Origin of the sequence: Paenibacillus sp. OT2-17 (assembly GCF_009827695.1) — a bacterium.
GTDB lineage: Bacteria > Bacillota > Bacilli > Paenibacillales > Paenibacillaceae > Paenibacillus > Paenibacillus polymyxa_B.
In genome coordinates, this window is sequence record NZ_WUDQ01000002.1 from 1 (window position 1) to 21,644 (window position 21,644).

20 protein-coding genes are annotated in these 21,644 nt (G+C 41.1%); 4 read left to right on the plus strand and 16 right to left on the minus strand.

The window, feature by feature from the left end; genetic code table 11:
• Positions 1 to 10: 10 nt before the first annotated feature.
• The 7 genes from GRP75_RS01175 to GRP75_RS01205 all read right to left on the minus strand — a co-directional run bounded on the left by GRP75_RS01175 (position 11) and on the right by GRP75_RS01205 (position 6,359).
• Positions 11 to 799, minus strand: coding sequence for an ABC transporter permease (locus GRP75_RS01175; protein ID WP_013312456.1), 789 nt, complete (start codon positions 797 to 799; stop codon positions 11 to 13).
• Between the two features lie 6 nt (positions 800 to 805).
• A complete protein-coding gene (locus GRP75_RS01180) occupies positions 806 to 1,627 on the minus strand; it encodes an ABC transporter permease (RefSeq protein WP_013312457.1) in 822 nt (273 codons plus the stop codon).
• A gap of 27 nt (positions 1,628 to 1,654) precedes the next feature.
• Complete coding sequence (locus GRP75_RS01185; RefSeq protein WP_160788405.1) at positions 1,655 to 2,584, minus strand: nucleoside hydrolase; 930 nt, start codon at positions 2,582 to 2,584, stop codon at positions 1,655 to 1,657.
• Complete coding sequence (locus GRP75_RS01190; RefSeq protein ID WP_104497685.1) at positions 2,584 to 3,657, minus strand: ABC transporter substrate-binding protein; 1,074 nt, start codon at positions 3,655 to 3,657, stop codon at positions 2,584 to 2,586. Before GRP75_RS01190 ends, GRP75_RS01185 begins: the two co-directional genes overlap by 1 nt.
• A gap of 175 nt (positions 3,658 to 3,832) precedes the next feature.
• Complete coding sequence (locus GRP75_RS01195) at positions 3,833 to 4,177, minus strand: hypothetical protein (RefSeq protein ID WP_023990832.1); 345 nt, start codon at positions 4,175 to 4,177, stop codon at positions 3,833 to 3,835.
• A 384-nt stretch (positions 4,178 to 4,561) separates the two neighbouring features.
• The gene (locus tag GRP75_RS01200) at positions 4,562 to 4,858 is read right to left on the minus strand and encodes a WXG100 family type VII secretion target (RefSeq protein ID WP_028540769.1); all 297 of its coding nucleotides are present in this window, start codon (positions 4,856 to 4,858) and stop codon (positions 4,562 to 4,564) included.
• A 37-nt stretch (positions 4,859 to 4,895) separates the two neighbouring features.
• Positions 4,896 to 6,359 (minus strand): lipase family protein, encoded by a 1,464-nt coding sequence (locus GRP75_RS01205; RefSeq protein ID WP_023990834.1) that lies wholly within the window; start codon positions 6,357 to 6,359, stop codon positions 4,896 to 4,898.
• Between the two features lie 80 nt (positions 6,360 to 6,439).
• Here GRP75_RS01205 and GRP75_RS01210 point away from each other — a divergent pair, with 80 nt between their 5' ends.
• The 4 genes from GRP75_RS01210 to GRP75_RS01225 all read left to right on the plus strand — a co-directional run bounded on the left by GRP75_RS01210 (position 6,440) and on the right by GRP75_RS01225 (position 8,614).
• Entirely contained in the window at positions 6,440 to 6,793 is a 354-nt protein-coding gene (locus GRP75_RS01210; RefSeq protein ID WP_023990835.1) for a hypothetical protein, read from the plus strand.
• A gap of 533 nt (positions 6,794 to 7,326) precedes the next feature.
• Complete coding sequence (locus tag GRP75_RS01215; protein ID WP_023990836.1) at positions 7,327 to 7,683, plus strand: hypothetical protein; 357 nt, start codon at positions 7,327 to 7,329, stop codon at positions 7,681 to 7,683.
• A gap of 194 nt (positions 7,684 to 7,877) precedes the next feature.
• Positions 7,878 to 8,222: a hypothetical protein gene (locus GRP75_RS01220; protein ID WP_023990837.1), complete on the plus strand. Its 345-nt coding sequence runs from the start codon at positions 7,878 to 7,880 to the stop codon at positions 8,220 to 8,222.
• A gap of 47 nt (positions 8,223 to 8,269) precedes the next feature.
• Positions 8,270 to 8,614: a hypothetical protein gene (locus GRP75_RS01225; RefSeq protein ID WP_023990838.1), complete on the plus strand. Its 345-nt coding sequence runs from the start codon at positions 8,270 to 8,272 to the stop codon at positions 8,612 to 8,614.
• Between the two features lie 64 nt (positions 8,615 to 8,678).
• Here the strand turns inward: GRP75_RS01225 and GRP75_RS29080 are convergent, their stop codons facing one another.
• The 9 genes from GRP75_RS29080 to GRP75_RS01265 all read right to left on the minus strand — a co-directional run bounded on the left by GRP75_RS29080 (position 8,679) and on the right by GRP75_RS01265 (position 21,639).
• Positions 8,679 to 8,825 carry a hypothetical protein gene (locus GRP75_RS29080; protein WP_023990839.1) on the minus strand — a complete coding sequence of 49 codons (147 nt, stop codon included), beginning with the start codon at positions 8,823 to 8,825 and terminating at the stop codon, positions 8,679 to 8,681.
• Between the two features lie 27 nt (positions 8,826 to 8,852).
• Positions 8,853 to 10,247, minus strand: a complete 1,395-nt coding sequence (locus tag GRP75_RS01230) for a hypothetical protein (RefSeq protein WP_023990840.1) — start codon at positions 10,245 to 10,247, stop codon at positions 8,853 to 8,855.
• A 21-nt stretch (positions 10,248 to 10,268) separates the two neighbouring features.
• On the minus strand, positions 10,269 to 12,296 hold the full coding sequence (locus tag GRP75_RS01235) for a polysaccharide deacetylase family protein (RefSeq protein ID WP_160788406.1): 2,028 nt from the start codon (positions 12,294 to 12,296) through the stop codon (positions 10,269 to 10,271).
• Positions 12,297 to 12,313: 17 nt separating this feature from the next.
• Positions 12,314 to 13,465, minus strand: a complete 1,152-nt coding sequence (locus GRP75_RS01240) for a hypothetical protein (RefSeq protein WP_237448887.1) — start codon at positions 13,463 to 13,465, stop codon at positions 12,314 to 12,316.
• Positions 13,462 to 14,649 carry a hypothetical protein gene (locus GRP75_RS01245; RefSeq protein ID WP_160788407.1) on the minus strand — a complete coding sequence of 396 codons (1,188 nt, stop codon included), beginning with the start codon at positions 14,647 to 14,649 and terminating at the stop codon, positions 13,462 to 13,464. Before GRP75_RS01245 ends, GRP75_RS01240 begins: the two co-directional genes overlap by 4 nt.
• A 26-nt stretch (positions 14,650 to 14,675) precedes the next feature.
• Positions 14,676 to 15,866 (minus strand): hypothetical protein, encoded by a 1,191-nt coding sequence (locus tag GRP75_RS01250; protein ID WP_160788408.1) that lies wholly within the window; start codon positions 15,864 to 15,866, stop codon positions 14,676 to 14,678.
• Positions 15,867 to 15,890: 24 nt separating this feature from the next.
• A complete protein-coding gene (locus tag GRP75_RS01255) occupies positions 15,891 to 17,333 on the minus strand; it encodes an NADase-type glycan-binding domain-containing protein (protein WP_071558087.1) in 1,443 nt (480 codons plus the stop codon).
• A complete protein-coding gene (locus GRP75_RS01260) occupies positions 17,333 to 18,793 on the minus strand; it encodes a discoidin domain-containing protein (protein WP_160788409.1) in 1,461 nt (486 codons plus the stop codon). Before GRP75_RS01260 ends, GRP75_RS01255 begins: the two co-directional genes overlap by 1 nt.
• An 89-nt stretch (positions 18,794 to 18,882) precedes the next feature.
• On the minus strand, positions 18,883 to 21,639 hold the full coding sequence (locus tag GRP75_RS01265; RefSeq protein WP_160788410.1) for a C40 family peptidase: 2,757 nt from the start codon (positions 21,637 to 21,639) through the stop codon (positions 18,883 to 18,885).
• Positions 21,640 to 21,644 lie beyond the last annotated feature (5 nt).

Genomic DNA, 21,644 nt, shown 5'->3' on the forward strand with positions numbered 1-21,644 from the left:
GAAGCCTCCATTACCTTTTAGTGAAGTAAGACAATCCCATCAGTCGTTCAATCAAGAACATCAGGATACCGGTCAAAATCATCAGCATAACCGAAATCGCCGCAATCGTCGGGTCAAAATAATTTTCGACGTAAGTCAGCATTTGAATGGGCAGGGTGCTGAAGCCCGGTCCTGTCATAAAGACGGAAATGTCGACATTGTTGAATGATTCCAGAAAGGCAATCAGGATAGCCGCAATAATACCTGAGCGGATGTTGGGCAGAACCACCTTGAAAAAGGTTTCCAGCCGTCCAGCCCCTAAACTAAGCGCTGCTTCCTCAATCGCAAAATCAAAGTTAGACAAACTGGATGCAATGACTCTAATAATGAACGGCAGCATAATCACCGTATGTCCGATCAATAGTCCAGCATATACTGGTAAATGGTAAACAATGATCAGATAGCGCAGCAGTGTAAAACCAAGAACAATACCCGGTATAAGCAACGGGGAAAGGAACAAAGCATTCAGCGCATCCTTCCCGCGAAACGAAAAACGACTAAGTGCATAGGCGGCAGGCATACCGATCAGCAGTGCCAAGATGTTGCCTAGCAGAGAAACGACAATGGACGTTTTGAACGTGGACATAAACAAATCCACTTCAAAAATATTTTCATACCAGCGCAAAGAAAAGCCCTGCGGAGGGAATTTTAATACCGTGCCCGGCTCGAAAGAAGTGACCGATATGATCAACAGCGGACCGAGCAGAAAGATGAAGACCAGCAGGCTAAAGAAGCCTAGTCCGTAATGTTTCTCCCGCATATCCACCTACCCCTTCGGATTGAGTTTATGGGCCGCCTTATTTAAGAGACCGACCACGATAAATGTAATAACAATCATAATTGTTGCAATAACAGAAGCTAAAAACCAGTCGTTTAGCGTCATCGCGTTCTGATACAAAAATGTAGCGATAACCCGCTGTTTTCCTCCAAGTAGTGCTGGTGTCGTATATGCAGTCAGACTGCCTACGAAAACGAGAATGCTTCCAATGATCAGGCCCGGCACAGACAGCGGAAATACGATTTTACGAAATGCGCTGAATCTAGAAGCCCCGAGGCTCTGAGCAGCATGAACAAGATCACCGTCGATATTTTCGAGTACACCAATCAGTGAAATAATCATCAGTGGTAAAAACAAATGAACCAGACCAATAATCATCGCTGCCGGGGTGTATAAAATATTCAGCGGTTCATCCACGAGTCCTAAACCGATGAGCACGTTATTTAACAGCCCCTTGCGTCCCAGAATGACCATCCAGCTGAATGACCGCACCACCGGACTCGTCAACAAGGGAAAGATAGCCAGCGCTAGCAAAATCCCTTTACGACGCGGGGCCTTTTGCGAAATATAATAAGCCGTCGGGAAGCCGAGTAATACGCACACGAGTGTCGTTACGACACTGACTTCCAGCGTAGTCAGCAATATTTTCAGAAAATAAGGGTCCTTGAAGAAATGGAGATAGCCTTCTAGGGTGAATGAGCTGTTCTGTACGAAGGTCGAACCGATCGTCAACACAATCGGAATGACCATGAACACCGCCAGAAAGAGCAGACCTGGCAGCAGCAGCCAATACAAGTATGTTTTCTTCATGGGTAGCTCCTTGCGGTTATCAAAATGTTATTCCTTATTCAGCACCTGGATAAACTGCTCCAGAAAAGCTTCGCTGTCCACCTGTTCGCACACATTCATATTAGGGCTATGATTGAGGCGGTTCTGTACATCGCCCACTGTTTGTCCATCACATATGCGACTCGAGGTTTCCACGTCGACATACAACAGCGAGGTATTTACTAACCTCGAATTCAACGCGACACCCACGGCAAGCGGGTCATGAAGCGCACACGCTTTTACCCCGTTGCGTTCTTCATAACGCTTGGTATAAACGGCCGTGCTTTCAGCTACATAATTACGAATTGCTGGGCGGGTCAGACGAGCAATATGATCCGCAGTCAGCAGAGCCTTCCGTGTTACATCCAGTCCCACCTGTATCAACCGGCCAAATCCTGCATGAAATACGATTCGTGCGGCTTCAGGATCAGCATACATGTTGTACTCCGCTACAGGTGTAATATTGCCGCATCCGTGAATAACACCGCCCATAAAAATGACCTCATTGACGTGATCCGTCAGCTCGGGACACTTGAGCAGCGCCAGTGCCAGATTGGTGAGTGGGCCGGTGCAAATGAGCGTCACTTCCCCCGGGTGAGCCATCACGGTATCAATGATGATATCCGGTGCAAAACCTTCGGACGCAGACATGGCTGGTACTACTCCACTCAATGCACCTCCAATGCCGTCTTCTCCATGGACACGGTGCTCGTGCAGACCTTTACGTATTAAGGGAGCCTCTGCCCCCCGATAAACCGGAATATCCGGTCTATCCAAAAGGTCGAGGATTTTGCATGTGTTCAATGTTGCTTGTTTAAGTGAAACATTACCGCATACTGTAGTAATCGCTTGGATATCCAGCTGACCACTTTTGGCCGCTAGTAAAATACCCAACGCATCATCAATGCCCGTATCTACATCTAATATGACCTTTTTCATTATTGTGCAACTTCCCGGTTCCAGCGATCTGTCCATGCCTTGATATGATCGTTAACGAACTTCATATCCAGCTTGGTCAGCTTGTTCACTACATCCGCACCGTACGTAATTCCCTCTGTATCCGCACCGGATAGTACCACCTGCGTATTCACCGGGGAATCAACCTTTGCCTTGGCAGATTTTTCTTGAACTTCCTTGCTCAGCTGCCAGTTGATAAATTCCTCAGCCAGCTCCTTCTGGTCGGAGCCTTTCACTACATTAATCGTGTTCATTACTGCGTAAGCACCTTCACTAGGAGCTACAAATTTCGCTCCTGGCACAGCCGCCTGCAAATCTTTGAAGTACATTTCCATGATCGGACCGCCCGCAATTTCTTGTTGACTAAACATGTTCACGAACTCGGACGTTTTACTATAAAACTTAACGATATTCGGACTCAGCTCTTTCAGTTTTCCGAAGGCTTGGTCTTCATTAAACTCCTTACTACCCGCTACTTTGGAGGCTGCATCTACCATCATTGGTCCGGCAGTCGCCGTAATGTTCGGCAGAGTCACGTTCCCTTTGAACTCATTGCCCCACAGGTCAGCCCAAGAGGTCACATTCTTTTTCACCAGCTCCGGATTATAGGCAATACCGAGACGCCCGACCGTATAAGCAGGACCATACTCCTCACCCAGCGGCGCTTTGGCAATATCATAAATTTGGTTCAGGTTCGGCACCTTGCTGCGATCCAGCTTCTCAAACAATCCCTGTTGGATTCCCTGTTGAGCATAATAATCAGACAGATAAATCAGATCGACGTCTGTGCTTCCTTGACTGATTTTGTTCAACCGTTCTGCGTTATTTCCAATTTCGACCACGATGTCAACGTTATGTTCCTTTTCAAAAGGCTCGTACACTTCTTTGTTAAAAAAGTCCTCGGAAAAGCCCCATGTTGAAATAACTAGTTTCTTTTTCCCATCAGCTGAGCCATCTTTTCCATCTGTCTGACCGCCAGTAGCATTGCTGCCGCAACCTGCCAGTACCACAGATGCCAAGGTCACAGCCATAAATCCTTTAAACCATTTTTTCATATGAAACTCCCCCTGTTTTTTTATTCTGCACACCTTATGACACAAAAAAGAAAAGTACTCTTGTAAAACAAGAATACTTTTCTTCGTAAACAAAGAATAAGTTGATCCCGCTGCGCGTTATAACAGGTTCTCCCCTCAGATAGATCCGAAGCGAAAAGCCGAATATCCAATTTTATTAGGATTCTTTCAGTATGATGTTCGTAATTGCCCACTGCGTTGCTGCATCATAATCGCGCAGTAAAGCTTCTATATCGAGCTCCATATCCTCAATCAGCTTCTCACGAAGTCTCTTCTTGTACAGCATGGACATTCGGAAATCCACTTCCAGCTTCAAGCCGGGGGCTTCCACTTCCAATGCCGCCGAGCGTGGAGAACGCCGGTGCTTCGCCACAAAGGTAACAATGTTGTTCTCAACGGTGGCCCGCAGCAGCGTGGTCCCGAAGCCGAACAGTTCCTTTGAAACTTCATTGTAAATCTGGCACATCCGCTTCTTGCTTTCGTTACTGTCGAGCAGCGTCAATGAACCCACCCTCATCAGCATATTACGTACAATCAATCTTTCAACACGATAGATTATACATAAATATACGATAAATAGCAAACAAAAATCCCTAATCTAATAACATATGATGCGAAAAAGCGAACAATATGTCGAACTTTGTAGCTTTTCAACATTTTTACACTTTTTCGTCTAACCCTTAAGTTTCCGAACACTGCTATATTCCCCGCAGGAAAATTAAAGTAGACTACAAAGTCGTTATCGTTACCACTCTGGGAGAATATTTTTTTCTTCTACTATATATGTAGTTTTATTTAAACGCAATTAACCGTACCCCGCGGGAGTCCCCTAGCGATTGTACGGTTTTTATATGTTATGTAGCTGACTTAATGGTTGAGCTCTACATCACCATTGTGCAGCCCGTTTGCGTCTCTCCTCACGCCGATCAGCTTCTTCCATTTTCCGAATATAACGTTTCAACTGCTCTTTATGATCGTCCAATTCCTGTATTCGTACAGTTGTGCCTTGGAGAAACGTCTCCATTTTACGTGTTAATTCAGCAGCCGATTCGCCCCTCCAGTCTTGCAGACGACCATATATATTTCTCATCTGCTGCTCCTGATGCTGAAGTCTTTGCTTTAGCTGTTCGCATTGCTGTACAGCCCTTCGCAGATCCCCCAGACTCAAAGATATTCTGCCCATCTCTTTTGCCCCCTGTTGTGTTCTTACAGCTGATCTTTTACTGATCCACCATCGTGAATTCCTGACCCTTGCGATCTATATATTCTGCTATCTCCGTAATTGATTCCTGATACCAGCGATTAATCCGATCTAGCGTTGCCGTTGCACTATGCGCAATTGGGGTCAAAGACTGACTTTCACTTGTCCCGATATGAGCCTGAAATAACTGGATGGATGCTCGGGTATCGCTAGAGAACCCATGCAGGCTGGAACGCATCTGGTTAGCCGCATGCTTTAGCTCCTCAGGTGTTAATTGAATTGTGCCCCCATTTTTGTTGCCCACAAAATATGCCCCACCATGGGTGCGACCATTTTGCTGTCCTTCTCCCATCAGATTCACTCCCAGTGTAGTAGCAGCAAACTGCCCGAAAGCACCCATTTGTCCACCGTAGCGTTCAACCAGGTCGCCCATGACTTCCTTGAGTTCTGCTCGCGCGGCCAGCATTTGCTCGTACGCCTGCACCCGTGGATTGCCTTCCACCAATTGACCGTCCATGGTGTACAGTGGATTGCTAATATTGCCATTTTCATCAAACGTAAAGTTTCCCATGCTATGAGTGTTCTCTCCACCTAATACAGAATTATAGAATTTGGTGAATGCATCTTGCTGCATCATAGGCAGCGTAACCGGGACAAAAACAATTGGGGACCATTGAGGACCAAAAATAAGATCTCTTAATTCATTATTTTTTTTAAGTGGAACTGAAACAGGAATAGTAAACTTGGCCGCATTGGCAGTCTTATAATCACTCCCAATATGATACGTTTCCCCCACATGTTGATTAGCTTTAGTAGCTCCCCCACCAACGCTATCTCCGGGATGGGCAAAAGCCACATTAGTCTTCTTGAATTCTCCTGCTTTCACCCTCTTTTGAAGATCTTCAGGCAATAAATGTACAATACCCGGAGCAGCAAAACTCACGGATGATAAACCATTTTTCACTGCAATATATTCTGCTTCTGCACCGCCTAAAGAATGGCCTGTCGTAGAAATTTCAGCAGCGGGGTACTTCTTCTTCACTTCGTCATACAGTGTTTGGGCTTTTGTAAATTGATTATCCTGATACTGTGACTCATACTGATGAAATGAACTTTGTACCTGTGGGGGGAGCTTTTTTATCTCTTCTTGATTATTTACATAATAATCGTGAACTTGATTTAAATTTTTCGCTCGTCCGCCCACAACATCGCTAATATCCGTTCCTATGTCCATCGCTCTACTCCATATTGGTCTTCCCCCTGGTTCAGTTCCCCTATATCCTATAATCACCTGATTGCTATTCTCATTGTGAAAAACGGTCGCATCAAATCCAGAACCGTTCGTGTCATGTAATAGTTTCTCGTCTAAATCAGCAACCCTCCAACCAGGAATGTTATTATTTCTATAAGTCTTTGGATCAATATTCAATTCGTAAGCTTCATTCGATATGATCCAGTAAGTTTCATCTTTAACGTAATTCAATTTTTCCCCACCTTGTCTAAATAGCTGAGATATTATAAAGTTATAAAAAGTCATTATTTCCATTAAAGGAGAAAAGAAAATTGAAAAAGAAAATTTGGCTTTCTGCTCTTACCTTGGTTTCAATCCTTGTTGGAATCTTTTATTACATGCAATATACGGCGAATGTACAAAAAGAAGAATACGTCCAATCTGGCATACCTATTGGAAAAGAATACATTAGGAAACATTATAATGCCGAGTTTATATACAAAAATTACGACTATATTGGCGGCTATGTTAACTCTACCGTTTATCTTCGTGGCTATATAAAAGGACATGAAGGTCAGATAATCTCACTAAATTACGACTATAAGAAAAAAAAGGTACTCTACGTAACTGGACCGGATTGGTTCATCGATAGTCAGGATCCCAAGAAGGACGTATCTGTTCCATAAAATAAGATTCGCTTTATTCAGTAAATAAGTTCACTCTTCCATTCTCAGGAAGCAATATCATTATAATGTATTATATTTATTTCGAGTATCAATCGGAACAGAAATGAGAACAAAGTCGGAGAGGATTGTATTTTTGGTGATAGTTCTTACCTAATAACGATTAGGACTTTATAGCTGTATGTTAGGAGAAGATTACGTAAATGAACATACCTTTTAAGTTGTGTCTAATATTTCTATGACGCCGCTTATTCTGACAGGATTCGGTTTCTCAGTACCTCAAGAAAAAGAGTTATAGATGTCGCAACTCCCATCGGCATCAACCTTATCCACTACAAACTACGCTATATTAGAGGTCACGAGAACAGCAAAATCACCATTCACTACACTTATTAAACTAAAGAAGTGATCAACGTTTCTGGACCGGGTTGGTTTGTTATTGGTTTATTAATAGTAGGGTTATAGATGAGGATGCTCGTTATTCCTAAGAAAGCGTGTAGCATATTCACTCCCAATTCTAAGGAGATTAATTCAACTTGAAAAAGAAACAATTATGGCTTTTTGTCTTTATATTACTTGTCATTCTGGTAGGGGTCTTCTATTACATACAGTATGCATCGAATGCCAAAAAAGAAGAAATCGTTCGGACAGGCATACCTATTGGAAAAGAGTACATCAAGAAATACTATAGGGCAGATTTCATATTTAAGAGTTATGACTATATAGGTAGCTATGTTAATAACACGGTTCATCTAATCGGTTATATAAAAGGGCATGAAGGCCAATCGATATCTATCGCTTACGATTTTAAAAAGAAAGAAGTGTCTAGTGTAACCGGACCAGATTGGTTCATTGACAACCGCTATCCCAAAAAGATTATTTTTCCATTCTAAAGTCAAGTCCAGTATCCAAATAATCAGCCCTCTAACAGATGATTTTTTCCTAATATGAGGAAATAGTATCATTATAATACTTCCTGTTACTAAAAGATATTTGCAACAAAAATAAGAACCAAGTCATTGTTCACTGCATTCGGGTTGTAGTTCACATTAAATTATAAATAGCATGTTAGGGGAATGTTGCGTAAATGAACACAATCCTTAAATGTTGCACAGTTCTCATCATAATATTAACCATTCTGGGCGGTTGTGGTTTTTCTACCGCTCAAGAGGAAGAGATAGTGGAGTCTGCTACTACTGTCAGTATCAAATATATTAAAACTCACTATAATACGGATTTCGTATTAAAAAATTACAATATTGAAGAAAACAGTGTCTTTTCAAGAGTACATCTTTACGGCTATATAAAAGGAAACGATACAGACTTAATTAGGATATCCTATGACTTGGACTCAAAAGAAATCGTCAATGTTACGGGACCGGATTGGTTTATTGATAGTAAGGTCATAGATAAGAATGCACCTTATTCCTAAGAAAGCGTATAGCATATTTAGCTCAATTTTAAGGAGAATACTTCAACTTGAAAAAGAAACAACTATGGCTTTTTGTCTTTATATCACTTGTCATTCTGATAGGAGTTTTCTATTACATGCAGTACGCATCGAATGCCAAAAAGGAAGAAATCGTTCGGACAGGCATACCTATTGGAAAAGAGTACATTAAGGAATACTATAGGGCAGATTTCATATTTAAGAGTTATGACTATATAGGTAGCTATGTTAATAACACGATTTATCTAATCGGCTATATAAAAGGACATGAAGATCACTCGATATCCATCGCTTACGATTTTGAAAAAAAAGAAGTCCTAGATGTATTAGGACCTGCTTGGTTCATCGATAGTAGGAATCCTAAAAAGAATTAGAATATTGAACCATGATTGCAGAAAAGGCCCCTTAGGGGCCTCTTCCAGTCGTCGTTAGTCATATTTAGCGCTCTTCACCTTTGGTGCTATGCTTAGTTACATGAATAAAAGGATATTCTCCTTTGCTAATTTTACGTTTCCATTCTTGAATCATATCTTCTTGGGTAGGCGGTTTCTCATTCACGATTGCTCCTGTAGTTACTTTAGCCATATTCTTTACCCTCTCACGATGGATTAGTTATTGCGTCTTTATCTTTTCTCCAGTCATTTTGATGTTACCATCCATTTCTACCAAACTCGTTTTACATTTTAAACCGATAGCATCCTTCGCGGTGACCTGAATTGTGTTCCCCGCATTGAATACCAAATTTCCATCAGCCTTAACACGGATGTCCTTTTTACTCCGCAATTCGATGCCGTGGTCATCCAACAGTCGAATCACCACTTCATCGTCGTTCCCCGTGATTAAAATTTCATTTTTCTCAAAAATAATAGCTTTGCGGTACTTGGTCATAAAGATCTTCGTGGACGGGTCCTGAATAAAGTCGCCCCCTTTGGATCTCTTGCGGATCGAGTGAGTTACAATGGCGTCCTTTTCTTTAGCGGTCGGAAAGTAAATGTCTACAAAATCAAATAGCTCCGGCATGCAGTACCATCCTGTATTCCCTTCCGATGTATAAAATGTAGCCGTTGGGAAAGCGTAGGTTTCCTTGACATTCGGCTTGACCTTATCCATTTCATAAAAGAAAACCTTCACATGATCCTGCTCGATTCCAATAACCTTCGATTTTAACGAGATACCACGAATGCTTTCATTTACAATCAAATCCTGTTTCATTCCATCCGCTGTAGTCAGCACATATTCATGCCACAAAGCACTATGTCGTATAAACGCAACAGACTGCAGGACGTATAAAGCTTTCCCTTTAAATTTAACCTCCGCCCCAATTTGCAGCAGGACATCTCTAGCCCCTGTCGTTTGCACTTTATAATATAAAAGATTGTCATCCTTGCTGGCTCCTGGTTTGGTTTTTCTGGTCATCGAGTAGTTATATTGCTTTAGCTCCCCTTGATTGACACCATCCGGTAATCCAAAATAAAACTGAGGTTTTTCTCCAATCGGATCAGGTATTAGTCCCCAACCAAGCCGAGACGCTATACGTTTTAGAAACGACCAGTCCGTTTCGTCGAATTGCATCGTAAATTCCTGTAAAAGCTGATCTTTTAAGCGGCTCGTACAATTGGCTTTGGGATAGGATTTGAGTACATGTTCAAGTAATGCCTGCACCTTCATCTTCACATTTTGAAAGGATTGTCTATGAAGCACTTCATCCAGCTGGCTTGTATAGGAGAGGGCCTCGACAACCAAATAGGCTACATTGGACACCAACTTGATTCTGAACTGCGTGACTAATCCCCTAAATAATACACTCTGCTTTTGATCATCATTCACATAAGAAACGACTAACTTCGCCCCTGCCTCCATATGATCTGTGTACTCTTCCATTTGGGCACCCGTTAACACACCTGTCAAAAAGACTTTCACATGCTCATTCATTTTCTGTACAACTTTAACTTTCGGATTTTTAAGAGATAAAACCGTTCCATTATACTTGATGATTGGATATCCCATGTTACCGCTCCTCTATGTCGGTTAGTTTACGTTTATCCGTTGTTTGCTTACGTATTGAATGACATCTTTAATGGTTTGATTATGTCCCTGATCGTTGAGAGCCTGATCTAATGCAGGGAGCGTGGTAAAGGTTTTATTTTTTTTCTGAAAATATATGCTGGCCATAGGGAACTCATCAACTCTACCAGGTCCATGAATCCCGTTGTCAACATTGGCAATGATGATAACATCCTTCAATCCATCCTTATTCACATCCTTGAAGGCCACTGCTTCTACTCCTCCGTAACGTGCAACCCACTCACGGTTCCCGTAGAAATCAGGGAATGGATATAGAATATGTCCTTGGTCATCCAATAGGAAGAAAAAAAATTTACGAAGACCTTCCGGATACCCATATGTGGATACAAACCTTACTTTCCCAAAGCCTTCGAGAGTAGTTTGAAAAGACTGCGACTCTGCAACTTCATATTGGTCAGTATCCAATTTCCCACCACCAACATCGGAAACAGACTGATCCACAACTAAACTTAACTCACTCCATAGTTCCTTATTTTGCTTGATATTATCTGGAATTTGCGCAAGACGAATCTCATACTCTGCATGGTCCCCTACTGCATGAGCCACAGGAATACTAATTCCTAATGAATCACTTGTGAGGTAACTAAATGATTCTATTCCTGCTTCCACAGGCGATCCTTCGGGTACATCCGCGCTTGCTAATGCTAGAATCAAATCATCTTGAGTAAGATTACCAAGTAAATCTTTTTGTTCTGGCTCTACAGCTGAGAATTTCCCGCTTTTTATAAGATCAATAAAAGGTTTATCGATCTTCACCAGATCACTCAATCTTAATATTGAAGCCTGCTTCATATCCAAGTTGGTCGTATAGAAAATATGATTAGGATAGGCTGCGTCCTTCACATAACAAACACCCGTATATTGAACACTCAAGAACCGTTCACTTTGCCGTTTAATTTCATAATCAATCTCTACATGAGCTTCAGTACCAGAATCGACATGTTCGTGTAATCCTTTTACCGCTTCGGTCTTAAGAATTTGGTTTAAAGATTTTTGCTTTGCAGTATCCTTGAGCTTTGTAATTTGAGGATATTTAATCACGATTCCATGTTCCGAATATTTCGCTTGAATGAGTTCGTAGCTTTGCTGTTCAATATGAGTATTTGAGCTGATGCTATGTTCAGAATCAATACGGACTTCCCCGCTTTTGGAGAACTCAATGATAAAGTTCTGTTCAGAATCATCACTGTTTATTAAGAAACCATCGTCGTGGTCTAAAACTCCGATACTCATGCTATCATGTTGTCGACTCTCGATAATAATAGGCTCATTCATATCCTTGTTCAGTTCCCACGTATCTGGGAGCTTCATCTTACCTACATTTATGCTTTTCTGCGTCCACTTTTGTCCAGACAACTCCCATAAAGCAACGAATACGGGATCTGGATGATATATGGAAACATATCCCCCTAACCACAACTGCATTCCGTGCTCTGAATCTCGAACCACAAAATCTGTAGCCAATTCTGGCCCGCCATCCTCAATCATCTGGGCGTGCACAAGTTGCTTCATACTCCACCACTGAATAAATGTGTATTTATCTCCGATCGTACCTGTCAGCGTTTTAGGTGCTCTATAATTCACAACCCTAACGTTTAGCTGCCCACTTTTTAACTGAAACGATTTTGTTAAGATAGTGAGATTGTTATCGAACTTTTCTACTAATTCTCCGTCCTTCATCCCTACACTTTCTGGTTCGTTTAACAACAAATTAAGATCCTGTGTGAAGTTCTGAAGCTTATTTTGTCTGACATCAGAATCCATATTTTCATCGTTGATTATTCGAAGTTTTTGAACTAACACCTCCAACTTTTTCGAATAGGAAATCGTTTCGGCTTCATTTTGGAGAACAAGCGCATTATTTGTTGCTGCTTTTGAAGAATCATTTCCCTCCGTACATCCGTTCAGTACCACGAAGGAAAATAACAATAACAGGACGAAACATATACGACCGCCCTTGAAGTAACTCATGCTGGATATCACACTCTCTACGATTTATCGTTTAATTCTATGCTCATAATCCTCCACTTGCCTGACTGTTTTTCTAATGTAAATACAAGTCCTTGGTTTGATTCCTTTTCTTCTGAGTTACTCTTTACCAAAAATGCCCGCTGATCAGCCTTATTAGCAATCTCTTTTATATTCAGATCTAATCCCGTATAGTCCATAGCGGAAAAATCTATGATATCTTCAAAAAAATTATTTTTCGGGTTTTCTGACAAAGCTGTGAATTCCGCCATTTCAGGCAAGTGTATCAAGAAGCGATTCATAAGATAATGATCTTCCAAATAATTTTGAATAATATCTTTGGGAACCGTGGGGTATGCAAATTTTTCGTTTTCATTCTCATATAGTACTTTTGTTTTTTCTGGTCCGGTCCTGTTGAATTTTTGATAAGTCATTATCGTATGTTGCTGAGTATCCTGAAAGCGGTAGTAACTCACATCCTCAAAAACACCATCTTTATTAATGTCCTCTAGCTTCCTGCTCCCTTGCCCTGTTGCTTCTGGATAACTGTAATTCAGGTTATTAATTTGGTTATGGTACAAAGCAAATATAGAGAAGCCTTCTGCCTCATTCACTTCGCTAGTGGAATATACCACGATAAATTTTTGTTCTGTTTGATCCAACTTCATGATCTTCACATCTTTATTAAGATGCACAACCATAACTGGGTCCTTTAATTTATCAATGATGTGATAACCAGCATCCTCCCGGACTACAAATATGGCGTCAATTTTCTCTTTTTCTAATCCAAAAGCAAGCACGTAATCCGGCTTTCCATCATGGTCCAAATCTTCTTTTAATATTTTCTGAAGCTGCTCATTTGGGGGTTGGATTTTCTTTATAAACTGATCTAATGTGTTAGAATCTATGGCGTAATTTTCATTTCTTTTATTAATCGGATTCACAATATTGCTATTCCGATCTTGTTTTTGAGCAGCAGACTCTGGTTCAGTCACAGCTTTTTTCTCTATCATTTGAGTGCTAGGTTTGATGGGATCAACTGCTTGCTGCTTCTCATTCGTAGGTTGTTCAGAACATCCATTCAATAGCAGACTAAATAACAATATTAAAAATAGTATTTTATTTTGTTTTATAAAGTTGATTTCAAAAAACTCCCTTTTCACGTTGTTCATTGAACGTTTATACGTTGTTTGCTTACGTATTGAATGACATTTTGAAGTGTTCGGTTATGTCCAGTTTGATCGATACTCTTATCCAACTCAGGCAGGGTAGTGTACGTTTTGTCCTTTTTCTGAAAGTAAATCCCCGCGATAGGTAGAGTTTCTATCCCGTGTGCATTAACTCCGGTGATATAATCAGCAATAATAACAATATCCGTACGTCCATCCTGATTCAAATCCTTAAAACTTACTGCTTTGATCCTATCAATCATTTTACCGTTGTTACCATAAAATTCGGGGAATTCGTACAGGATCTTGTTTTCCACATTTTTGTCACTGTTAACTTCCAAAAAAAACTTTGCTTGAATCAGATCATTCGTATCCTCATCTTTTAAAGTGGATATAAACTTTACTTCTCCCCATCCATTAAGAATGGTAGTAAATGATTGTTCCCTTTGAATAGTATATGGTTCTAGATCAGGGTCGGGCTGAGCATCCTCTTCTACATAATCAGCACTACGTTGCTGTTCTATGGATTTCTCCATATTATATTCTATGAAGATATTATTTACTTTTTCCGTTTCAGTATCCCACTGAATCCTCAAATGTAAGCCATTCTTGGAATAAAGCAGACTCCCATTTGTTACAATACTCGGTTTGCCATAGAGCTGTAGTACTTTGCCAAGGGTATCACCGATCTTCAAGCCTCTTTTTGTTTTAAACTTGGGATTCTCCAAACTCACGGCTACTAAATAGCTTTCACCATCCACCAGTTCCTCCCCTTCAAGTTCAATCTTAGATAAAACTACAAATCTTATTTCTGGCTCCTCATAGTTAGGATAGGACAGACTCCATCTTCTATATGTTCCATTCCCACTATTATATCCTCTATTGTTAGCTTCAAATCCTTCACTGTAACCCCACTTATGGATAAGTTCTTTAATATCCGTATTCTTATCAATCTTATGTGATCGATATGAGACCTCAAAGTCGTCGTCCTGAAGGGACTCCGGATCGGCAGAAGCAATATTCTGGGCTTTTTCGACTTTTTCACTTCGATAGTTCCATGTGCTCTCGTCTTTGACGCTAACTGTTTTCTCACTTTTATAATTATTGATACTTGTAGAACCGCACGCAGTTACTCCAAAAATCATTATAAGCATTATAATGCAATAACCGTAACTTGGTTTGTACACTTCTTTTCCTCATTTCGAATTGTGATTTATCTTTCACCGACGATACTCCACTCATTCGTATCATTTTTTCTGCTATCGTTACCATTTTGGGTAGGTTTAAATTTAAAATTAGGAAGCTTAATACCTTCGGATGCAGCAATTTTCTGAGTTACACTTTTATCAAGACTCAACAAATATTGTTCATAGTTAGAAGCTTCATTCCCACTAAAGGTATTGTATATTTTCCGCACACTCTCACCCCAACGGTTATCGCTAGCGTATATGCCACATTCAACTCGCTTAGATTTCATTCTAAGAATCGGCGTGAACCAATTACAGTATTGGAAAATATCTCCTTTGCCTGTAATACCACTCAATTTATTGTTTTTTACTACTGCTTGCCTAAATTCCTGACCATAATATATATATCCTAATATTTTCCCGAATATCAGGCTATTGGCTTTCATCAAATCTTTGGCATAATTAGTTTCAGCACCATGCTCACCATCAGCCGCCCTATTTGTACTACTAGTGTTAAAACTTCCAGTTCCTTCTTGAACAATAATTGCTAACAAAAAACGGGGATCAATCTGAATATCATATGTTTCTTGTATCTTCTTTGTAGCTTCCCATAAACCATGCAACTTTTCCTGATTCCATTTCATTTTGGTGAAATTTAATGAGCGTCTTTTGAATGTTTTTTCAGCTTCAGAACTACCGTTATATTGAAATTCAGCAGGTATCCATTTTCCAGCCGGAGTCTTTACGTTCGTTTTTGTAGGTTCATCTTTCGATTCGGTGGTAACGGGTACTTCTGGTGGTGCTTTAGTACTCGTATCAATCAGACCTAGCTTCTCGCGTATAGCTCGTCCCGCCTTCTCGGCAGCCAGCTTTTCCTTGATATCTCCACTTGCCTCCGCAGTCATCCAACCAACGGTTTCTTTTTGCATTTGCTCTTGAGCCCACTTGGGGAATGTGGCCATTTCGCGTAATTTGCTTCGAAGTCCTTCTGCCAGTTTTTGCGCTTTACGCATACCTACCTCGTCACCATTGACTTGAGCAATATACCAATCTTCTTTGTATTTACGCATCCAGGTCTGGGCCCAGTCTGGGTAATTTAGTTTTTGTTTTTTCTGTTCTGCTGCAAGATCAAATGCCTGTGCTTTCCTGTGTGCATTAGCAGTTGTTAAAGCTCTCAACATAGGGGTTGCACCAAACGTTGGCTCTTTCCATTTCATATGTCTTCTCCTTTTTTACGAATACTAAAAGAATCGTATCTCTGACATACAGGTATCGTTATATTTGCTTCCTCGCTCTACGGCCTCAATCGTTATTTTCACGAAAGAGGTATGAATGGGGTTATCAAGAAATTCGTTTCTTATAAAATCATTATCTATCATCATGGTCTGCCCGTTTGAAAACTCTAGTTTCATTCGTTTAACTCTATTATTTGCTTGGAAAGCTTTGGATGACTTAGCTAAACCATTAATAAGCTCAAACCCCTTCAGTTCTTGCATAGAGCCGAAATCAATTTTGATCCACTCCCCGATCCCGTCTCCCTTAACCCCTTCGCACCAGGCTGTGCTCGCATCTCCATCCATGATGTTACGGGCAGCATAGGAGTTCCCTGCCTGATCTGGAAGTGTAGATGAAGCAACAATTTTCTGTGCCGGAATGCTTTTCCGATATTTCATCAAATCCGTTGTAGTTTGTATCCATTGTGTAGGGGACACGTTATAGCCTATCCTATGGAATACATTGGAGTATTTTATAGGCAGACCTGTTGGGATGTCTCGTTGTTGCATTTCACCCTTCGAGTTCAAATAAGCAACCCTGTGATTATCCGAGGTTATAACAGGAGAGTTTGTGGCTTTCATTAATAACCTCTTCTCTCCTGTTCTGATATTGAGCAAATACGTCTTATCAAGATCGTAAGAAGAGAGCAGTAAATTATCGTTATAAAGCCACTGTTCAATCTGTATGCCGTCTAATCCTGACTTGATTTGTTGGATTAGCTTGTTCTTGGACAAGTCATAGATCAATATATTATGGTTACTATTGACAAGGGCAAATTGGTTACTGTCAGGTGAGAACACGGGAAGAACGAGATAGTGGCCATCGTTTAAATGTCCTAATGCTTTCGTTTTCTGCATCTGATTTATATAATAAAAAAAGGCAGCATCCTCTGTGTAAACACACTTCCGAAAGTCAGGAGACATAACGGCGTAGTCCCTATTCGGCACCTTAAATTCAGTTATTTTCTTTGTGGTAGACAGATCAAAGATTTTAATGATTAAATAATCCAAATCCTGCGATTCTCTACATAAAGCGATATGTTTGCCATCATCCGAGAAACCAGCCAGATACAACTCATTTTCAGGATACGCTTCACCTTCACTTGCATGTAATTTACCTATAATGTCATCTAAATCAATATAGGTATTACCTGTAGGATCATCCATATCAGCGAGATAATCTATAGGCATGTTTCCATTTTCCGCTTCAAAGAGCAACCAATTTACAGCCCTTTTTGTTGGAGGAAGTTTCTCGGACTGAGAGACAGAAGCATGAGTTTCATTCCGCTCCTGTCCTACTTTTCGGCTCTCGTTCGATTGTATACAGCCACATAGCATGGAAAAGATTATGACGAATAACGCAATTTTACTTATCCACACCGCAGTTTTATTTCGCTTTCTACTGCTCATCACAATAACTTCAGCTCACCTATACAAGTATTGGGGAAATCTGTGCCATTTTTCACTTTTAGAATAGTAATTTTAACGAAAGATGTCCGTATGGGTTCATCGAACTTGAAGCGGGTGTCATTATTCTCAAGCACCACAGATTGTCCATCCGAAAAATCAAGTTTCATTTTTTGGATTGTATTCACGTCTAAATACTTATTGTTAACTCGTATAATACCGTCAACCATCTCCATACCTCTGACCTCTTGAATTGAACCCAAATCCATAGTTACCGCTTCTCCTACTCCGCCTCCCTTCGTTCCTTCACACCAAGGGGTTAAATTATTATCGTCCGTTAAATTGTTCACATTAAAAGAATAGTTACTCTGATTAGGAAGTGTGGAAGAGGCCGTAACCTTTTTCACTTTGACCTTGTTGCTATATTTCATATAATTGGTTTTTGTTTCGATCCACTGTATTGGAACTACCCAGGTTCCTTCACCACTTACAATGGACGAAATATCTTCTTTTTTTCCACTAGCTACATCAATCATGAACATTTTTACAACCTCATCATCTGCCAGAACCAATTTTTTTTGATCTGGGGATAAAATAAAATCGCCCTCATTTTTAGTTATAAACTGTACTTTTCCAGTGTGTATATCTAGTGAATAAATATCGTTTATGAAAGTATTATCTTTTTTATAAGTGGTATAAATAAGTCGGTTCTCCTGATCCCATTGCATAATACTCGAGACATCAGTGCCTGCAAGCAGAAGCTTCGTACCACTATCACCGGATAGATCAAGCATTACGATCCCTGTCTGATCATCAACAAAACATAACTTGGTGTTATCCGGTGAAAACACTCCCTGAGCAATATTACTAACATCCGCTTTGCCTTTGTTAGTCTTCAATTCTGTAGTTTTTTTACTTATTGCATTATATAAATACAAACGTCCGTCCATTACGTATAGATATTTGCTTAAATCAGAAGAGATCACAGGATATTGAGCCGTTGGCGGCAATTTAAACTCTCGTTCTTTTTCTCCCGCATCCAGATCGTACACTTCAATAATGAGCATCTCCTCTGGTTGCTCCCCATAAACATCTCTGATAATCGACATACGACTGCCGTCACTTGTTATTTCCCCAACATATACTTGTGAGCCACGATATTTTAGACGTTCTTCCCGAGTTTGCATGGTGTCAATCAGGTCGTCGATACGGATATTAGTTTCTCCAGTAGGATCATCTAAATTGGTTAAGAATTGAACTCGATCTTCTACGCCTTCCTGACCATTCAAAAGCCAGCTTGCTTGCTTTCCATTCCCCTTTGCAGCATCCTGATTGACCTTAACTTCATTACTTGATAGTTTATTGGGGGACTGCGAAGATGTATTGTCCTCTCCTATGGTTGCTGTACATGCAGATATCAGCACTGAAAAAACAATAATCAAAACTACTTTTATACAACGCATGATTTCTCCTCTCTTCTACACTCTCTATAAAGTTTCCTCATTAAGCGGGTTGGCTCAGTTCCTTTATACGATTCTGTACTTCCTTATCCCTACTTATTTTTAATGGATCCATCGTCTTGGATAATACGCCTAACTGCTATTACGTTTGTATATATACGACCGTAAGACCCCTTCCAATCTTTGCTTAATTTATCTATCGTTACATTATGAGAAGGCTTTTTATCTGAATCCATTTCACTAGGCTTAGTTGCGTTACCATGCTCGTGAATAAATTCCCCGTTCCCGATATACATGCCTACATGATTCGGTTGTCTCCCCGTTCTTTTTTTCCAATCAAATAATATTAGGTCACCTAACTTCAGGTTTTTATAATCCCCCTTAGAGCGTAAACTTTGGTGGTCAACCTCTGTCCCCCGATTGATTTGGTCTCTTGTAGTACCGCCTATACGCACATTTAATATGGTAAAGTACACCGAGGAACTAAAATCAGAACAGTCCATATAAATAGGTGGATTGTTGGGGTCCAGCTTCATCGTTGTAATTTTAGTATCCATACAGTAAGGAATCTTGCCTAAAAACTTCTTAGCGAATTCTACAATTGCTTTCCTTTTTTCCTCGGCAGAACTGTTGGATGGAGTAGGCTTTGGTTCCTCCTTCGCTGGCTTTTCAGGAGTAGTCGGCGGCTTCTTGCCCGGTTCCGTTTTCGTTGTTGTCGTTGCTGGAATTGTTGGCGTTGCAGCCTTGCTAACCTTAGGCCATGGAAGGATACCATTGGCTACTTGATGCAGGTACACTGCGAGCACATCACGACCATAGCCCTTATTCTCCAGACCGTATTTTTTCGCAAAATCATGCAGTGCGGCGTTAACCTCCTTATCCCAATCGCCTGTAGCTGGAAGCTTGTACGAGAAGCTGTCTGGATACTTCTTGGCAAGCTTGTTCAAATTATCTCTGGCAAGCAGGCTGTTCACGCCATACTTACTCCGCAAGGCGGCAGCTTCCTTAGCAATAGCCTTTTGATCGGCGATGGTCAGCTTATGGGCCGCATCTGCGTATTGTCCGGACAGCTCCTCCAGCCGATTCGCATCTAGATAGGATTTGGCTGAATGACCACGAATCAGCTCGTTGATTAGCACGTTGTCACGCATTTGGTTCGCGAGAAGATGCATCTGCTTTTGCTTGGCTTTGTCGTTGGCTCCATGCGCTTCCCACCACTGGGACGTGTATTCATGCATTTGCGCTCTGGCCCAGGCAGGCATACGATCTATTTCTGCCACCTGCTGACGCAATTGCTTGGCCTTGGCCGCTGCTTCCTTGGCCCCTTTTTTGTCCCCGGCTGCCACGGCTTTGTAGTAGTCCGTTTTAAATTGAAGCAGCAAATTCTGCACCCATTGCGGATACCCTTTTCCCTTCAATTCTTGAATCAGGGATTTATAAGCTTTCAGTTCGGCATCAGGTACCTGATTTTTCATGAACTTACTAACCTTAATATGAAGTGTTCCATCGGTTCGGATATAGCTGGTTTTGCACGTCAGAGATATTTCGCGAGTAGCGGTCATCTGTACCTTTTTGCCATGCAGCACCAAGTCTGTATCAGCGTGAAAGGTAAGATCGTGATGACTATACACGTGAATACCGGAAGCTGGATTTAAGCGTACAAGTATCTTTTCTTTTTGGGTGGAAAGTGCCACTTCTTTGTCGTCGAATCTCGCCACTTTTTGAGTTTTGGTATGAAACAGCTTTCTTGACGGCTTGCTGATTTCATCTCCTTTGAAGTCTCTCTTACGTAGGGATTGAACCACACGAGCTTCCTTTTCTTTGTTGGATGGAAAATACAAATGAACATGGTCCCCTAGCTCGGGCATGCAATGCCAACCGATTCCATCACTGGTATACATGGTGGGGTAAGAAAACCAGCACCCCTCAACTTTGGACTGCATAGAATCCACGGACAAGTGCAGTTTAACGGATTCGTTTTCACCATCTAACTCTATGACTTTCCCTTCAATAGAGGTACCTTTGATTAACGGGTTATGTATAACCTCCCTCGGAATACCTGCTTCCGGAACGAGAACGTAGCCATATGTCATGATGCCTTGCTTCATCTCTGCATGAATCTGATTAATAACCCAATGCTTTCGTTGAAACACGACGACATCTCCAAGTTCAAAACGCTTCGTATCCTCCACTTCAGCATATGTATATTCTGGACCTGACTTTGTTTTTTGGAGGGAAAAGTTAATGCTACGCAGTTCACCTTTCACCTGTTCTTTCGAGGTACCTAACCATAGTCTCGGGAACACGGATGTGATCTCGGCAATGAGTCCAGCTTGCAGACGAGAGGCCATTCTTTTTAGAAACTCCCAATCACTCTCCCCATACTGGATAGTAAAGCCACCCAGCTTTTGATCGCTGTCCGTCAGGTCAATAAAATCCCCGTGTGGATAGGCATCTATAAGTTCGCGGAACAGTTGATAATACGTCAAGTTGCTATTTTGAAACGAACGATTTTTCCGTTGTTGATCCATCAGATATGTAAAAGAGGCAGCCTCTATGTACATGTGATATACGCCATTTTTGAATGCAATTCTAATATTGGTGACAATTCCTTTAAAGATGCTAACTGTCCCTCGCTCTTTATCCGTCTCATATACCTCTAGCACATCTTCATCGTAAGCTAATCCATCATACTTTGCATGATCCTCATCCGGTATGAGAGCAGTGATGTACACCTTGCCGTGCTCATTTATCTTCTGTGTCAATTCAAAATCAAGCAGCCTGATAATTTCATACGGTGCATTCACTCTAATATTTCCATAAGTCAGCACAGTTCCTGCCAGTCCCATCTTAC